At 43.0% G+C, this 15,345-nt stretch carries 15 protein-coding genes and 1 pseudogene; 9 read left to right on the top strand and 7 right to left on the bottom strand.

The annotated features are described in order from the left end of the window. Positions 1 to 231 precede the first annotated feature (231 nt). The 3 genes and pseudogenes from H5073_RS04260 to H5073_RS04250 all read left to right on the top strand — a co-directional run bounded on the left by H5073_RS04260 (position 232) and on the right by H5073_RS04250 (position 3,954). Positions 232 to 2,055, top strand: a pseudogene (locus H5073_RS04260) (FAD/NAD(P)-binding protein). Next, on the top strand, positions 2,045 to 3,265 hold the full coding sequence (locus H5073_RS04255) for a YbfB/YjiJ family MFS transporter (protein ID WP_182677321.1): 1,221 nt from the start codon (positions 2,045 to 2,047) through the stop codon (positions 3,263 to 3,265). The pseudogene H5073_RS04260 and the gene H5073_RS04255 overlap by 11 nt, the downstream one beginning before the upstream one ends. Before the next feature lie 20 nt (positions 3,266 to 3,285). Further along, positions 3,286 to 3,954: a glutathione S-transferase N-terminal domain-containing protein gene (locus H5073_RS04250; protein WP_182677319.1), complete on the top strand. Its 669-nt coding sequence runs from the start codon at positions 3,286 to 3,288 to the stop codon at positions 3,952 to 3,954. A gap of 9 nt (positions 3,955 to 3,963) precedes the next feature. Here H5073_RS04250 and H5073_RS04245 read toward each other — a convergent pair whose 3' ends face one another. From H5073_RS04245 to H5073_RS04235, 3 genes are all read right to left on the bottom strand, one after another. Beyond that, complete coding sequence (locus H5073_RS04245; RefSeq protein ID WP_259394818.1) at positions 3,964 to 4,410, bottom strand: alpha/beta hydrolase; 447 nt, start codon at positions 4,408 to 4,410, stop codon at positions 3,964 to 3,966. 466 nt (positions 4,411 to 4,876) lie between these two features. Beyond that, positions 4,877 to 5,824 carry a sterol desaturase family protein gene (locus tag H5073_RS04240; RefSeq protein ID WP_182677317.1) on the bottom strand — a complete coding sequence of 316 codons (948 nt, stop codon included), beginning with the start codon at positions 5,822 to 5,824 and terminating at the stop codon, positions 4,877 to 4,879. Positions 5,825 to 5,912: 88 nt separating this feature from the next. Continuing rightward, complete coding sequence (locus H5073_RS04235) at positions 5,913 to 6,938, bottom strand: DUF2804 domain-containing protein (protein WP_182677315.1); 1,026 nt, start codon at positions 6,936 to 6,938, stop codon at positions 5,913 to 5,915. 278 nt (positions 6,939 to 7,216) lie between these two features. Between H5073_RS04235 and H5073_RS04230 the strand changes: the two genes are divergently transcribed. From H5073_RS04230 to H5073_RS04215, 4 genes are all read left to right on the top strand, one after another. After that, positions 7,217 to 7,783: a YajG family lipoprotein gene (locus H5073_RS04230; protein WP_182677313.1), complete on the top strand. Its 567-nt coding sequence runs from the start codon at positions 7,217 to 7,219 to the stop codon at positions 7,781 to 7,783. Positions 7,784 to 7,800: 17 nt separating this feature from the next. After that, on the top strand, positions 7,801 to 8,385 hold the full coding sequence (locus H5073_RS04225; protein WP_182677312.1) for a peptidylprolyl isomerase: 585 nt from the start codon (positions 7,801 to 7,803) through the stop codon (positions 8,383 to 8,385). Positions 8,386 to 8,921: 536 nt separating this feature from the next. Further along, positions 8,922 to 9,278 carry a hypothetical protein gene (locus H5073_RS04220; protein WP_182677563.1) on the top strand — a complete coding sequence of 119 codons (357 nt, stop codon included), beginning with the start codon at positions 8,922 to 8,924 and terminating at the stop codon, positions 9,276 to 9,278. Between the two features lie 177 nt (positions 9,279 to 9,455). Continuing rightward, positions 9,456 to 10,838 (top strand): AmpG family muropeptide MFS transporter, encoded by a 1,383-nt coding sequence (locus tag H5073_RS04215; protein ID WP_182677310.1) that lies wholly within the window; start codon positions 9,456 to 9,458, stop codon positions 10,836 to 10,838. 74 nt (positions 10,839 to 10,912) lie between these two features. Here the strand turns inward: H5073_RS04215 and H5073_RS04210 are convergent, their stop codons facing one another. Beyond that, positions 10,913 to 11,398 carry a YajQ family cyclic di-GMP-binding protein gene (locus H5073_RS04210; RefSeq protein ID WP_182677562.1) on the bottom strand — a complete coding sequence of 162 codons (486 nt, stop codon included), beginning with the start codon at positions 11,396 to 11,398 and terminating at the stop codon, positions 10,913 to 10,915. A 169-nt stretch (positions 11,399 to 11,567) separates the two neighbouring features. Between H5073_RS04210 and H5073_RS04205 the strand changes: the two genes are divergently transcribed. Continuing rightward, a complete protein-coding gene (locus H5073_RS04205) occupies positions 11,568 to 11,948 on the top strand; it encodes a VanZ family protein (protein WP_182677308.1) in 381 nt (126 codons plus the stop codon). Between the two features lie 2 nt (positions 11,949 to 11,950). Continuing rightward, positions 11,951 to 12,943, top strand: coding sequence for a ketopantoate reductase family protein (locus tag H5073_RS04200; RefSeq protein WP_259394817.1), 993 nt, complete (start codon positions 11,951 to 11,953; stop codon positions 12,941 to 12,943). On the opposite strand, the gene H5073_RS04195 is transcribed toward H5073_RS04200, so the two are convergent. The 3 genes from H5073_RS04195 to H5073_RS04185 form a co-directional block, all read right to left on the bottom strand. Continuing rightward, on the bottom strand, positions 12,932 to 13,327 hold the full coding sequence (locus H5073_RS04195) for an ACT domain-containing protein (RefSeq protein ID WP_182677306.1): 396 nt from the start codon (positions 13,325 to 13,327) through the stop codon (positions 12,932 to 12,934). The two genes, H5073_RS04200 and H5073_RS04195, sit on opposite strands and share 12 nt — an antisense overlap. Before the next feature lie 49 nt (positions 13,328 to 13,376). After that, a complete protein-coding gene (locus H5073_RS04190) occupies positions 13,377 to 14,534 on the bottom strand; it encodes an endonuclease/exonuclease/phosphatase family protein (protein WP_182677304.1) in 1,158 nt (385 codons plus the stop codon). 67 nt (positions 14,535 to 14,601) lie between these two features. After that, the gene (locus tag H5073_RS04185; RefSeq protein ID WP_182677302.1) at positions 14,602 to 15,270 is read right to left on the bottom strand and encodes a hypothetical protein; all 669 of its coding nucleotides are present in this window, start codon (positions 15,268 to 15,270) and stop codon (positions 14,602 to 14,604) included. Between the last annotated feature and the right edge of the window lie 75 nt (positions 15,271 to 15,345).

Raw genomic sequence — 15,345 nt, 5'->3', positions numbered from 1 at the left:
GAGCTTGAATATTTTCACGATCAAGGATCACGCTATCAAAGAACACAGCGACATATACCCAAGCCGCTTCAAAATGATCGTTTCAGAGCCCCCGTAGGATTATCCAGTGAATATACGACTAAAGGAGAAGTGAAAAAGCAAATTTCGCTGATATTATTAGAGTTGTTACACTAAATATTTTGAACTAGCACATTAAAAATGTACAGCTAAACAGGGAATGGAAAGTTGTCTATGACAAATATTGGGATTATTGGCGCAGGCCCAAGAGGGCTGAGTATATTAGAGCGGATAGTGGCTCTCTCTTTAAGTTATCAAGAGGAAAAGATTAATATTATTATTTTTGATCCTTACCTCCCAGGTTCTGGCTGCCATACTTTAGAACAGCCTGACTATCTACTCGTTAATACTGTAGCTGAACAGATTACTATGTTTGCAGATGACTCTGTAACGGAAGCTAAGAATGTGCTTTCAGGCCCAACATTTTATCAGTGATTGTGCGAACAAACCCCAGCCGAAGACATTCCATTAACTATTCATGCCGATGGTTATTATTCTCGAAAACTATTTGGAAAGTATTTAAACTGGGTATTTTATTATATTCAGGAATTTTCAAGTTCAGATCTCAATATCAGCTATATCCCTTTAGAGGTTATCGATATTGATAATAAATCTCATTCTTGGTCTGCTAAAACAGAAGATGGGAAATATCATTCACTGGATTATGTTTTTGTAACAACAGGGCATACAAAACCAAAAAAACCAAAAAAACCGGTAAATGATAGTGTTATTGAAATAAGAGATCCCTACCCGATCACTGATAAATTAACAGGGTTAAATAACAAACATACAGTTGCCATCAAAGGAATGGGATTAACAATGTGCGACGTAGTTGCAGAGTTAACTCAAGGTAGGAATGGCAAGTTTAATCGGGATAACAGCGGTAAATTAATCTATAGCCCGTCAGGTAAAGAACCTAATATTATCGCTTATTCTAGGGCTGGATTACCTTTATCTGGTCGTGCAATGAATCAAAAAGGCGCATCGGTTCAATATAAAGCTAAATTCTTAACTACAGCCAAAGTGAAAGAGCTTAGAAATAAAGGCGCTATCGACTTCCTACAAGATGTACTTCCGTTACTAGTCAGTGATATGGAATACGCATACTACGAGGCGTATATTACCGATAAACAAGGTACTATAGAGGCGAAAAAGTTTTGTAATAGTTATTTATTTTCTTCTACAGAAAAACGAGCCGAGTTAATAAATAGATTCGTTCAATTAGAAGACCGTTTTTCATGGCAAAGATTAATTACCCCAATACCTATGAGTATCCTTTCTTCTAAAGAAAAATACAGTAACTGGCTTAAGAAATACCTTGAAAATGATTTGTTTGAAGCTAAGCGTGGAAACCTTAGCAGTCCAATTAAATCTGCTAGTGATGTACTACGTGATCTTAGAGATATGATCCGTGACGTGGTTGATTATAAAGGTTTAACTGAAGAATCCCATCGCTGGGTAGATGCTATTTTTATCCCTATCATGAACCGCATTGCAGTCGGGCCACCAAAAGAACGAATTGAAGAAATGCTAGCATTGGTTGATAGTGGAATATTAAGTATTGATATGGGGCCATCCCCTAATGTGGCATTAAATTTGGAAACGGCGCAAGTCACGATTCAGTCATCAGTCTGGCCTGAGTATGAAAAAATAGCAGACGTCTTAGTCCACGCACAGATTTCGATGCATAGCCCTAAAGATGACGGCACTGAACTTTGGCAACAGTTACTATCTAAAGGGTATGCTCGATTATATTTCAACGGTAATTATCATCCCGGTGGGATCGATGTCTCGCACAATATGCAAGTCATCAATAAGGATGGAGCAACGCATACAAATATGTGGGCATTAGGCGTGCCTACTGAAGGTAATAAGTTTTATACTTTTATTGTCCCTAGGCCAGGGGTGAACTCCACCGCCATTGTTGATGCCGGAAAAGCCGTTAATCAACTATTTAGCGCTATAGCGCAGCAACAAGAGATCTCCTATGCCCAATAATCCTCTTTTAAACCGTTATAGTCTTGCAGGTTTAGCGGCTACGCTTATTGGCAATGGGATTGGCCGGTTTGCTTATATTGCCTTAATGCCTGCACTAATACAGGCAGGTTGGTTTAGTCAGAGCGACGCCTCCTATCTTGGGGTTGCCACTCTGATTGGTTATATCTTCGGTGCCCCTGCCGCCAACCTTTTAATCAAATATTTCACTGTCGGCCAGCTGATACGCACCTCGATGTTAGTCAGTAGCTTCAGCTATTTAGGCTGTGCATTTGAAGGAGCCCCTATCCTTTGGTTTTATGTATTACGCACTTTGGCCGGTGTAGCAGGCGCGATGTTAATGGTACTCGCTCCGCCGGCCATAATGAGGATGCACGACAGCAAGATAAAGGCGCGCATTAGTGGCGTCATTTTCTCAGGCATTGGTCTTGGCGCCATGTTATCGGGCACTCTGATCCCTTTGCTGATTTACCACAGTCTTGTTTCTGCCTGGCTTGGTATGGGCTTTGTTGCTCTGGGCGCGACGTTATTGACTTGGAATGCTTGGAGCGCTGTGGACACTTGGCTGATAAATCAAAATCTTAGTCAAACAAAGGGAGCGGCTTCATCTTTTAAAGATTTATCTAAACCTCAGGCGATGACACTTGCTTTAATATTATCGGCATATACGTTTAACGCTATTGGATATCTACCCCATACATTATTTTGGGTAGATTATATTGTACGTGAACTCGAAATGTCATTGCTAAGCGGCGGCCTTTACTGGGCGACATTTGGTATTGGCGCTGCAATTGGCCCCATCTTAACTGGCATGCTTGGGGATCGACTTGGGAGCAAGCGTTCACTCCTAATTGCATTTACGTTGAAAGCTCTGGGGGTATCCCTTCCCTTGTTAAGTACAGAGCCCATCAGTTTGTTTATGTCTTCTTTGCTAGTGGGGATATTTACGCCTGGTACTGTCACGTTAGTATCTACCTATACATTAGAATCTGTAGGCTATGGGTTACATACTAAAGCCTGGAGTATGATGACGTTATCCTTCGCTATATCACAAGGCGTTGTAGGCTATGCAATGGCATTTTATGCCACGACACTCACCTCTTACACTCTGTTGTTTGGAATTAGCGCATGCGCATTGTTTTTGTCAGTACTGTGTATCGCCTTTACCTCTCATAAACATGCTGAGATGACGGTTATCCAGCCCATATCATGAATAAAGTTAACGGAATAACTATGAATTTATACTTAAATGAAACATCGCCATTTTCCCGCGTAGTACTTGCGACCGCGCTTCTAACAAACACAAACAAGCTTAATATGGTCTGGGTTGATCCATGGCAATCCCCCAATGAACTCAGACGAGTGAATCCCTTTTGCACTGTTCCTGTGTTGGAATTAGCCGAAAGTACTGCGCTTAGCGAGAGTATCTGCATCTGTGAATTTTTAATCGCAACGGCAGCGAGCGCTAATACCGCCTCTAAAGCGGACACAAATGTTAGCATTGGGTTAGTGGGAGTCAATTATCACAATGCAGAAGATGTTGCAGTCATGGGGCTGGCTAAAACTATGATGGAAACCGCCTTTCGCACTGTCGCTTTGGGGCGATTTGTTGACGCCGAGAACCCACTCAGTGAGCGAGGTAAAGTCGGGCTAGCCCACAGCCTTAATAAATTAAATACCGATTTAAGCTCAACGCAAAAGGTGGGGTATTTCAAGACGACTCTTGCAAACTTATATTTAGCGATTGCCATCGAATATGTGCAATTTCGCCATAGCGATATTTTTAATGAGACAGCAAGACCCGATATAAAGGCTTTTCTTGAGCAATCCCCCTTTAAAGCCATATTAAATCGAGTCAACCTAGCCACACTGTCAATAAAGCCAGACTTTAAATCGCTTTAGCGCAAATGGTTAATTCCCGAATTCAAATAATGACTGATTTAACCAAGCTTTTACTGGGTCAACCCATTCAGGTCGCGGCCGATAAAATGCACCATGACCTTGGCCGGTACTAATGGAAACTTCATTAAAGCTTGTTACCTGTGGGCTTTGATCGATTAAGAACTGGCAAGACCTCACACTGTCTGAGGTTTCAAACATAGAATAAACGTGGCCATATAATCTTAACTCGGCGCCGTCTTTAATGTCTCTGGGGCAAGCCGCTAACAGCCCAATACGCACCTTGGGAGACTTAAGATAGTGCGATGCCTTAATTGTGATCACGCCGCCACGAGAGAAACCCAGCAAGGTGATATTCTCAGGCTTGACGCCTTTTTCTATCAGTAAATTCACATCTCTAACTAATTTCTTGGCAAACGCCTTCACCTCGGTATTCTTCGGCCTGTGGTAGGCAATCAAGTGATAACCATCATCGGCTAGCGCTTGCTTAATTTTGGGGAATTCATACTTGCCAAATAGCGGGCTAATGGGCGTAGAGTCATCGCCTTCAACAATTAAACCATGGGAATAAAATACGTATTTCTCGCTGGCATTAACCTTAGCAGGGAATTGTTCATAGATGTTCCCCGCAAAGCTAAGTGGCGAGAAAAGTAAACACAGGACGAGTAAATATTTGATAGCAAACTCCTTAACGGCTAACCCCTTTAAACGCGATTTTCTAAATTTAAGTGAATACTAAATTTAAGTGATTATTGAGGATTTATTAGTGTTATTGAAGAAAGAGTTCTTCCGTTTTTGCTTCGCAACACTCCCTTTAGTTAATCAAATACTAAGAAATATTCTGGTTAATCATCCACTAAGCCTTGTTCCTCCCCTTATCTTGAGTAATTCTTGTCATCCTAGGCTCAACCCTCTGGCACTAAGTTTAGGCCTGATGCTTGGTTTCAGATGCGATGATGCCATCATCATTATCTTGCCCATCATGACGGCTTGCAGAGCCATTTAGTGAGTGCCTATCCTGAGTAGCGGGCGGTGCGAATAATATTTTTAAGCGGCGGCTTAAGCTTAAGTTAGCACTGAAGGCTTCGGCGAACATATCGCGCCATTCGCTAAACGTCACTTTAATGGGGTTGAAGCTATTTACGGGTTTAGTGATGCCGTACTCCACGGTTTCGACTTCTTTTTCATAGGTGCCAAACAAGCGATCCCAAATGATCAAAATGCCGGCATAGTTTTTATCTATGTACTGCGGGTTGCGGCCATGGTGCACCCTGTGGTGAGACGGTGTATTGATTATCCACTCAAGCGGCCCTAAGGATTTAACTGCCTGGGTGTGGACAAAGAACTGTAAACCCAAGTTCAGCAGTACCACAAATATCACCCAGTTAGGGTCAAAGCCAATAACGACTAAAGGCAACCAAAATACCCACATACCCGCTAAGGGATACATTAAGGATTGCCTAAAGGCAGTGCTAAAATTCATGTTCTCAGAGCTGTGGTGCACTACGTGGGCCGCCCACATCCAGCGAATTCTATGACTGGCACGGTGGAACCAGTAGTAGCAAAAATCTTGCGCTACCATCAAGAGTAAAAACGCCTGCCAATTCATGTCTATATCGAATAATCGCCAATCAAACAAGCTGAGGTACACACTGGCAACGAGTAGCCCTGTGAGTAAGTCGGCGCCTTGGTGCATGCCGGCTAATACAAAATTACAGGCCACTTCCGCGGGGCGATACTTAGCGCTATTAGGCAGTTTATTGCCTCTGTCCCCCCACAACCATTCAAATAAGATGCACACAAAAAACACTGGCGCCAGCGCCAGCAGCAGTAATTCCGGGTGTTCGACCAAGGCCGAAAAACTAAAATCCATTATCTTTATCCATAGTTGTTATTATTTAGGGAGCCTTGGTTAATTTGGTTGTTTTGCCTTAATTCGGTTCGGCTTACATTCAAGGCCATTACCACTTAGCAAAGTGATCTTCGGTAAGGCCTAAGTGGTTACTTAAGTGATATCTAACGCCGTTGCCATCAATGATATCGCCGCTGAAATAGCCAATATTTTGCCTGAAATTACTCTTGAGAAAACCGAGGTTTATCTTCTCTTTACGGCAATTTAGCGCCCTAAAGGTTAAATCGACTCTGCCATCCAAAGTATTAATTTGCCAATAATCTGGACTCAACTGACGGTTAAATTCAAAGTTAGCGGCGCCAAGGAAGTGACGCTCGCCATTGATCCACATGACGTTTTCGCTATTGCCCGTTTCATTAACCCCTGCAGCCAAATTGAGCCCTAACTTTCCTTGTGGCAATTGCGCATTGATACTGGCCCAGCGCCAACTGGTTTCTCGGCGCATAAAGCCGGCTGAAAAGTCATAGCTGGCTAAGGCTAAATTAAGCGGTTGCGGCTCGTGTTTAATGGTCAATTTTCCGTGAACGGACAAGGCATTGTGCTTTTGAGTGTAAGTCCAGCCACTGTAGGCCGTTGGCGTACACATGCTCATGGGTAAGCTTAATGCAGGTGGTGTCAGGCTAAGCTCGGCTTGAATATCAGCAGAGTCGATGCTGAGTTGCCATTGGCCTTCATGCACTTTAAATTCAATGCGATTTTTAGCAAATTTGATGTGAGTGGTGCCAAATTTTGGCGATGGCGCCATCTTGTAGCCCATGGAGAACGGCTTTAAAGATTTTATTTCGGTTAATTGATTTTTTTCAACATCATAGAGGTAGCAAAAACTGCTGCCCACATAACGGATCCCCGCGATAGCCACCCCAATAATATACCTAGGGGTGATGATATTAACGAATTGGAATTGCTTGTAATCAAAATATTTTTTGAGCCATGACGCCCGCTTGTCCATCTCATCAAAATAGACAAACTGCTTAACCCCAAGGGACTCTGGAATACCATCAAACTGACCATACTGAGCCTGTCCTTCGGCATTAATAAGATTAGCAGGGGCGAGCTGTGGTAACAGGGGTTGCATATTTAGGTCCATGTAAAGATTTAACAACTTGGCAATAACTTAAAGTATTAGCCCTAAATGTCAATGATCTTATTGCGATTCAGAGCGGCTGATGACGATGAATGTTTTTAAAAAACATGATTAAAAACATTGATTAATGATTTATCAATACAAGATCCCCCCCAAAAGCCTTAGCCTTAGAGCTTGAGCTAAAAAGCGGCTAATTTAGCGTCGGCAAAACTGGCAAGCTGGCAGATTTCTGGTATTCTGGTGCTACTCTTCACGACTCAGTAGAACTTATGAAATCAATCACTTCGCTATTTATTACTCTAATATTGCTATCAGCTTGCGCCAGTAAAGGCCCGACTCATATCGCCCTAAACCCAACCTTACCTCAAGTGAGCCAGCAAACAGACTCAGTAATATCACTGATGCTAAACACAGTTGATAGCCGCAGCGATGCCACTGTAGTGCGTTTTATTGAAGATGAAAAAGTCATGCGTACGGTATCTTTAGGTGAGCCTATCGCCAGACAGTTAAACCAAATTTATCGCCAAGGGATGACAAAATCGGGCTACCAAATTGATCCCAGTGCCACTAATTCAGTGCAGTTTCAGGTCACCCACCTTCAAAGCGATGTTATAGACACAACGTTTGGTTATGACACCAAGACCCGCATCACTGTCACAGCGCTGGCTAAAAATGCGCAAAAGACCTTAACCAAAAAATACAATATCAGAGGTTCAAACGAAGGCGCGTTCAGTCCAGACTTTGCCACCTTAGAACTTGAATTTAACAAGTTACTTGGTGAGTTGAATCAGCAAATCTTAAACGATCCAGAATTACACCAGTTTTTACAGCAATAAAATAAAGGATTAACGCCATGTATAAATGGATAAGTTTAGCCATTGCACTGTTACTCAGCATGAATGCGCAAGCCTTGGATATTCAACAAGATACCTTGTACCCTAAGGTCGAATTTGAAACCAGCATGGGCAAAATTGTGGTCGAACTTGATCGCACTCGCGCACCCATTACTGTGGATAATTTTCTCACTTACGTGGTGAAAGGTGAATATAACAACACCTTATTTCACCGCGTAATTGCTGATTTTGTGGTGCAAGGTGGCGGCATAACCCCAAATTTTGCTGAAATCCCGACACGGGATTTTATAGTCAATGAATCAGGCAATGGCTTGTCAAATTCCATTGGCACTCTGGCCATGGCCCGAGATAACGATCCTCACTCTGCCAATAGCCAGTTTTACTTTAATGTCGCCGATAATAAAAAACTCGACCCCTCTAAACGTCGCTGGGGGTATGCAGTGTTTGGTGAAGTTATCGAAGGTATGCAAGTGCTTGAAGCCATGGCATTAGTGGAAACCCAATTAAATCCTAAGCTGAATTGGCCCGATGTCCCTGTGACACCAATTGTATTGAAATGGGCAAAGCTGCTGCCTCGCCAATAACCAATATTAACGATTAGGCGGTAACTAACACCTTTGGCTCATTTTAACCACGCCTTTTCAGCGGTAAAGTGAGCTAGCTTTATTACTCGCATTTCAAACATCAATGCCAGGCACACAGCGAATTTTCCTGCATAAATAACCCGTTAAAATTGATTAATGAGAATTGTTCAACTTTTGTTGCAAGTGGACTAAAACTCAGCTAAATTAATTGAGTGTTCAATTTATAACCGTGGAATAACAAGGACGATAAGTTATCCGACTGTTATGTATGAAGTTATATTTCAGTAAAGCCAGTGACCGTTTTTTGAGTAAATACTCCAATTAACAGTTATACTCACGTAGTAGACGCACTCTTGTTACGCTTGAATCCTTTAACCCAATTGGGTTAGTGCCTTGTTCAGTCATTTGCAATTTTGCTGGCATAACAAGGTAAAAGCAAAATGAGCGATAAGCATTAGAATGCGCCGTTTCGAGTTTTACAGACCTTTACTATTGTTGCACCTAAAACAATAACAACTATCAAGGATGTAGACATGATAACGCCCAATGATTTTATCGAAACCAAAGCTCCACAACTTGCCTACTACGGCAAAGCTTTTCTAGACAACCAGCTAGATTATGAAGAAGTTAAGCTCTATATGTGGGATGTACTAGAAGAATGGCAATGCGTTAATTATGCTCACCAGTCAAAATCCACTCAGCTTACAGTTTTACAAACCCAAACCGAGACAGATACTGAAAAAGTGTTCTGGCATCTGTTAAATTGTTTTGATACTTGGTCTGAAATGATGATCCGTGGTAATCAGTACCTTAGGCAGCAAGTCAACGAGTGTTGTGACTACATCAACCTTGGTGGTGAAATGCCGCAAAACTGCGTCGGAGTTCGCCCCTAAAGCCTACTCGCCAATGAGTTGATATCTAGGATATGCCTGTTTATCAGCGCATATCCTTTTTATTGTCTCGCAAATTCAGATAATAAGCATGACTTAAGCGATTTCAAAGCTTGAACCATTTCTCGTCCCCCCTTAAGCTAAGGGCCTTGTTACCTTAGCGCATTCGCACACTCAATTATGAACCAGTTTTTTAGCGCCTCAATCGATGCCTTGCGTGTTTATTATCATAAACGTGTGCTGACTTTACTCTTGCTGGGGTTCTCCGCCGGCTTACCGCTGATGCTGGTCTTTTCCACCCTAAGCTTTTGGCTTAGAGAAGCAGGTGTTGACAGGGCCGCTATTGGCTATTTCAGTTGGATAGCCTTGGCCTATGCCTTCAAATGGGTCTGGTCCCCCTTAGTGGACAGAATGTCATTGCCCTTATTGACCCGCTGGTTTGGCAGACGCCGAGGCTGGATGCTGTTTGCGCAACTGTTACTGGTACTGGCGATATTAGGTATGTCAGTCAGTGATCCCTTGGAAGATTTAGATAAATTAGTCTGGTTTGCCCTGATGCTGGCTTTCGCTTCTGCCACCCAAGATATTGTTATTGATGCCTTTAGAATTGAGTCCGCACCAGAGAAAATGCAAGCGGCCTTAGCTGCGGCTTATCAAGTGGGTTATCGCAGCGCTATGATTGTTGCTACAGCCGGTGCTCTTACCATAGCCGCTTGGGTGCAACCTGGGGATGACACTTACAACTTGGAAGCATGGCAAACCGCCTACGCCATCATGGCGGGCCTTATGGGTATTGGTATATTAACCACGCTATTGAGCAGAGAGCCCCTTGTTGATACCAAGGAAGCCGATGCCACAGAAGATGCCTTAAGGCAGCGCTTAAGTGATAAATACCCTAGACCAATCGCGGCAACTCTATCATGGGTTTACACCGCCAGCGTATTACCATTTTTGGATTTTTTCAAACGCTATGGCAAGAGTGCCATACTGATTTTATTACTGATTTCATGCTATCGTATTTCCGATATTGTGATGGGTATTATGGCTAACGTCTTCTATGTGGACATGGGCTTTAGCAAGGAAGAAATTGCCTTTGTCAGTAAAGTTTATGGTTTAATCATGACTTTAGTGGGCGCTGCGTTTGGTGGGATGCTATTAGCCCGCTACGGCACCATGAAAATCCTGTTTTTAGGTGCCTTACTGGTGGCGCTAACCAATTTACTGTTCGCTTGGCAAGCCATAGTGGGTTACGACGTCAGCTTGTTAACCTTAGTCATTTCTATCGATAATTTCAGTGCCGGCATCGCCACAGCTGCTTTTATTGCTTACCTTTCAAGCCTGACAAGCTCAGGCTACAGCGCCACTCAATATGCCTTGTTGTCATCGATTATGTTGCTGTTCCCTAAATTTATTGCTGGGTTTTCTGGAGAATATGTGGATGCCTTCGGCTACGTTAATTTCTTTGTCGCCGCCAGTATCATTGGGCTTCCGGTGCTCATTTTGATTGCATTATTGCAAAGGAGAAACCGCTTAGCTGAAGGGGGGGGGAAGCCAAACCTTTAGCAACAAAGACAGAAATTGAATAACAAAAAAGGGCAAACTTAAGTTTGCCCTTTTTCATTTAAAGAAAAGTGCTATCAGTCTCTGAAGTTATTAAACTGAAATGGCTGCCCAAGTTCAGATTCTTTAGCAAGGCGCATCACAGCTTGTAAGTCATCACGCTTTTTACCTGTCACTCGCACAGTATCACCCTGAATAGCAGCTTGAACTTTAATCTTACTGTCTTTTATCTGCTTAACGAGCTTCTTGGCGACTAGGCTGTCGATGCCTTGCTTAAAGCTGACCTTTAAAGAAAAAGTCTTACCACTGTGGACGGCTTTATCATCGACTTCCATTGATGAAGGATCCACATCGCGCTTACTAAGCTGAATACGCAAAATATCCACCAATTGGCGGCATTGAAAATCATCTTCCGCCTTGAGGGTAACCACAAAGTCTTTGTGATCTATCTCGGCGTCTTTGCCCCTGAAATCGAAGCGACTGCTTAACTCTCTGCGAGAGTTTTCGACCGCGTTACGTAATTCTTCTTCGTTGACTTCAGAAACGATATCCATAGATGGCATAGCTGTTGCTCCTTCGATATTTTGCTCAAGTTTACCATCGTCACGAAAAAGTGGCAGCTTAGCTGAAGAATAAAACAATAATTATCGGTATTTAGGTGACTTTAGGCGGTAGTTTTTTTATGATTGGCGCACACTTTTTCGCTAACAGGCTGTTTAGATAGTTGACGCTATGACGTATAAATTATTTTTCAAGCTAGCATTAGCTGCTGCCGTCATCGTCATCAGTTATTTGGTCTTCTCAAAACCTAATTATTCTCAATCTTTTGCCCACATGGATAAGGTGGGTCATTTTGGCAGTTTCTTCTCTTTGGCGATATTGACCCATCTGGCATTTAAACCGCGCTGGTTTACCATGGTGGGGATTTTAGCCTGCTATGCCATCTTAATTGAAGTGATTCAATCACATTTACCCTACCGCAGTGCGTCTATGGGTGATGTGGCAGCAGATCTTGCCGGCATTGCCGCCTTCTTTATAATCAGTTGGCTGAGGCACAAATACAAGGCCAGTATCCGTCGTAAAGCCGCTAGTGCCAAAGAGTCAGACAGCTAACCATGAGTTCCTCCATTGAGGATATGTCTCAAGCGCCACATATTGCTTTATTAGGCGTCGGTGCCGTTGGTCAATTGATATGCCATCAACTCAGCTCTGTGGGCAGCGAAATACTGTTACTGACTCGCAGCAAGTCAGGCTTACAAACACTGACTTACCACCCTATTTCGAATGCCGATACTAATGTCAGTGCCTATACGACGATCTCACATCAGTATCACTGCCAAGCAATTGAAGCCGTCACGGTGGAACAGCTTGCTAATATCAGGCTCTTGATTGTGACCACTAAAGCTTATCAAGTGGTCGAGTTAATTAAGCCATTGCTAGCAATACTCAGAGCCGATTGTCACCTTGTATTACTGCATAATGGTATGGGGCCTCATTTAGCATTAAGCGCCATGCTAGCTCAATATCCCAATATAGGCTTAAGTTTAGCGACCACCTCACAAGGTGCGCTGCGGCTCTCTCAATGGCAGGTTAAGCACACAGGCGCCGGCCTAACTCACTTAGGTCACAGTTTTGGCAAGCCTATGGCTGATAACTATCGGCAATTACTGCTTAAGGCGATACCCAATAGCCATTGGCAAGATGACATTATCAGCAGTCTATGGCAAAAACTGGCGATAAATTGTGCCATTAACCCACTTACCGCCATTCATCAGTGCCAGAATGGTGCGCTAGCTGCACCTCAGCATCAAGACACTATTCGCGCGCTGCTTTTAGAGCTAATTCCAGTTGCCAAGGCCCAAGGGGTTGAACTTGAATTTGCTAGCTTGCTTGAAAAAGTGAATCAGGTCATCAGCCTCACAGCGCAGAATTACTCCTCTATGTACCAAGACATTGCCCATCATAGGCCCTCTGAGATAACTCAGATCAATGGTTATGTCAGCCAAAGTGCTCAACAACATGGCCTACAGACGCCGCACCATCAGGCCATGCTTAATGCCATCAAATCACTAGAGACAGCTAACAGATTAAGCGCTTTAAGCCGTTAACTCTTTAAGTGCTAACAAGGCTTGCTCACCTTGGCGACTTGGGACAAAAATATGATCATGATAATAGGCGGCGATAACATTAGCACTAATACCTTTTGAGGTCAGTTTAGTGGCCACTGCAGCGGTTAAGCCTACGGCATCTAAACTCGAATGCACGGTTAATGTTAGCTGCTTAAAGCATTGTTCAAATGCTAAACCCGCTTCACTGGCCGCCGCTTTAGTCAGTACTAAGGTCAAGCCTTCGGCCTCTATAAATGTCGCTAAAGGGGCTAAGTACATATAAGCTTCAAGCGTTCCCTTCACGCTGCAAAATACAAACTCCCCTTCCATAAGCTCAGGCTTCATTGAGGCCAATAATTGAGGTAACTCAGTCATTCCGCTCATTAATCATTCTCCAATTTTATTTAAACACTCTGACGTTATAGAGTATCGATTAGCCTCTCACGGCCAAGGTCATCATCACTGGAGCATGGTCGGTACTCATCTTGTCTCTTTCATAATCTGGCCGCACTAAGTGACGGTCAAAAGTTTGATAATCAATCACCTCACCCAGACTGGCATTTTGACTAGCATCAAATTCGCTGGACACTAAAATGTAGTCAAGTACAGAACCTGTATTACCAAAATAATGGGTCGAGGCACGCTGCCACTGATTTGGGCAGGGGCTTAAACTGGAACTTGGACTTAAACTGATATTTTCTTCATCATCTTCATGAAGGCTTGATTCAAACTCATCTTGTAGCAGATTTTGATTCAGTTTGGCGCCATGGCGATACAAGTCATAACTGTCAAACAAGCAAAAATGATTCAACGCTTGAGTGAGCTGCACCTCAAACATGGCCTTGAGTTTTTTATCTTCAATATCAGCGCGGTATACTTGTTTTGGATTAACTCTAAAGGCTTCCAGTGCTGAGCTTGATAGGCTGTCGTTAAAGTCCCCCATCAATACCATCGGCAAAGAGGTGTTTTGCCGGCGCAACATGATTTGATGAAACAATAATGCGGCTTCCGTGGCCCGCTGTAAATTAGAGGCCACTCGCCCCAATGCTTGACGCGCCATCAGATCGGCGCCGCCGTCTAACTCGGTTTCAACTTCACGACCTTGACCAAGATCGTTACGTTTAGATTTAAGGTGCACCACATACACATCACAGCGGCCAATTTGTGGTAAGTCTATGGTTGCACGCAGCGGCTTACGGCTAAAACTAAAATCTGCCACCACCCCAATATGCTGACATAATTGCGGCGCACTTTGCACTAATGCCATTTCCACGATAGGAAAACGTGATGCCAGTGCCACGACTGGGCTTTTATACACATAATCGCCCATAAGCTCAGGGGTATCGAGTACCGCAAAATGGGGGTAGCCTAGCGATGCCATTAAGGATTGCAGTTCATCTGGGCTAAACACTTCTTGAAACCCTATGATGTCGGGTTGGTTTTCTTCAAAAAACGCTTCAAACCAGCCAAGCTTCTTCGCCCATTGTTCATGGCTATAGATATTTTCAAAATCATAATAGGCATCTGGCGGCGCGATAAAGTTAAACAGATTAATGCTCGCAATGCGTATTGTCTCATGGTAACTATCCATACTTTTTGTCAACGAGTTGTCTGTTTTTATCACGAAAATCCCTACTGAGTTAACACGCTACAAAGGTCTAAATATCTAGTCTTTCTTTCTGGTGTAGCTTTTTATTTATGAATCGAGTAATACCATTGGTTTTCTTAATTTCAAGCAAAGGTAAATTAAAGCGTTTACGTTCATTATTGACCAAGACTAATGGCATGTTACTCTCGCAAAAAAGCGCAAATTGTTCTAAATAAATCCTTGAATATGCTCCTTCTGCCAAAGTCATGGGCTCCTCTAAATCTAATCTTTTATGTTTAACCCAAGGCTCTAACGCATACCAAGTTGATAAATACATTGGTCCCCAAATATTCATAAAATGATTTCTAGAAATAAGGTTATGCAATGCCATGTAGCCAATACGCTGTAATTTCACGCTCACCTCTTGTGCGGCAGCGAGTTCATCGTCCGTCCACTGAACGGCGTATTCTAATAGATGAGCATCAGCACAATCACAATAAGGTTGTTTTTTATGGGCATCAGTTAACACTCTAATTTTAGGCTTAAGTAAATCCATATCCGACATAGCCCAACGCAGAATATCTGCATCCCGTGACAATGTTGACTCACGAATATTCTTGGAACCTTGATAAAGACCCATTAACATAAAGGCCGTTAAGATAAGCATGAAAAAACTAATAACTGTCGATACTGCTGTCCAGTCGATGGTAGATAATTGAATTTTAATCTGATCAAACATGATTGCGATCCCTGAGTATATTTGTGATCTCGAGTGTAAAATAGTGTGCATAAGTATTATGCCATGGGCTTCCTT

It is taken from the genome of Shewanella sp. SR44-3 (assembly GCF_014163735.1).
Lineage (GTDB): Bacteria > Pseudomonadota > Gammaproteobacteria > Enterobacterales > Shewanellaceae > Shewanella.
The sequence above is the reverse complement of the archived record's forward strand: the minus strand, read 5'-3'. Positions and strand labels throughout refer to the sequence as shown.

Coding starts and splice junctions, on each gene's coding strand:
- H5073_RS04200 (WP_259394817.1), top strand. CDS start 11,951: ATGAGTTCCTCCATTGAGGATATGTCTCAAGCGCCACATATTGCTTTA.
- H5073_RS04250 (WP_182677319.1), top strand. CDS start 3,286: ATGAATTTATACTTAAATGAAACATCGCCATTTTCCCGCGTAGTACTT.
- H5073_RS04225 (WP_182677312.1), top strand. CDS start 7,801: ATGTATAAATGGATAAGTTTAGCCATTGCACTGTTACTCAGCATGAAT.
- H5073_RS04255 (WP_182677321.1), top strand. CDS start 2,045: ATGCCCAATAATCCTCTTTTAAACCGTTATAGTCTTGCAGGTTTAGCG.
- H5073_RS04240 (WP_182677317.1), bottom strand. CDS start 5,824: ATGGATTTTAGTTTTTCGGCCTTGGTCGAACACCCGGAATTACTGCTG.
- H5073_RS04235 (WP_182677315.1), bottom strand. CDS start 6,938: ATGCAACCCCTGTTACCACAGCTCGCCCCTGCTAATCTTATTAATGCC.
- H5073_RS04215 (WP_182677310.1), top strand. CDS start 9,456: ATGAACCAGTTTTTTAGCGCCTCAATCGATGCCTTGCGTGTTTATTAT.
- H5073_RS04195 (WP_182677306.1), bottom strand. CDS start 13,327: ATGAGCGGAATGACTGAGTTACCTCAATTATTGGCCTCAATGAAGCCT.
- H5073_RS04210 (WP_182677562.1), bottom strand. CDS start 11,398: ATGCCATCTATGGATATCGTTTCTGAAGTCAACGAAGAAGAATTACGT.
- H5073_RS04185 (WP_182677302.1), bottom strand. CDS start 15,270: ATGTTTGATCAGATTAAAATTCAATTATCTACCATCGACTGGACAGCA.
- H5073_RS04230 (WP_182677313.1), top strand. CDS start 7,217: ATGAAATCAATCACTTCGCTATTTATTACTCTAATATTGCTATCAGCT.
- H5073_RS04205 (WP_182677308.1), top strand. CDS start 11,568: ATGACGTATAAATTATTTTTCAAGCTAGCATTAGCTGCTGCCGTCATC.
- H5073_RS04190 (WP_182677304.1), bottom strand. CDS start 14,534: ATGGATAGTTACCATGAGACAATACGCATTGCGAGCATTAATCTGTTT.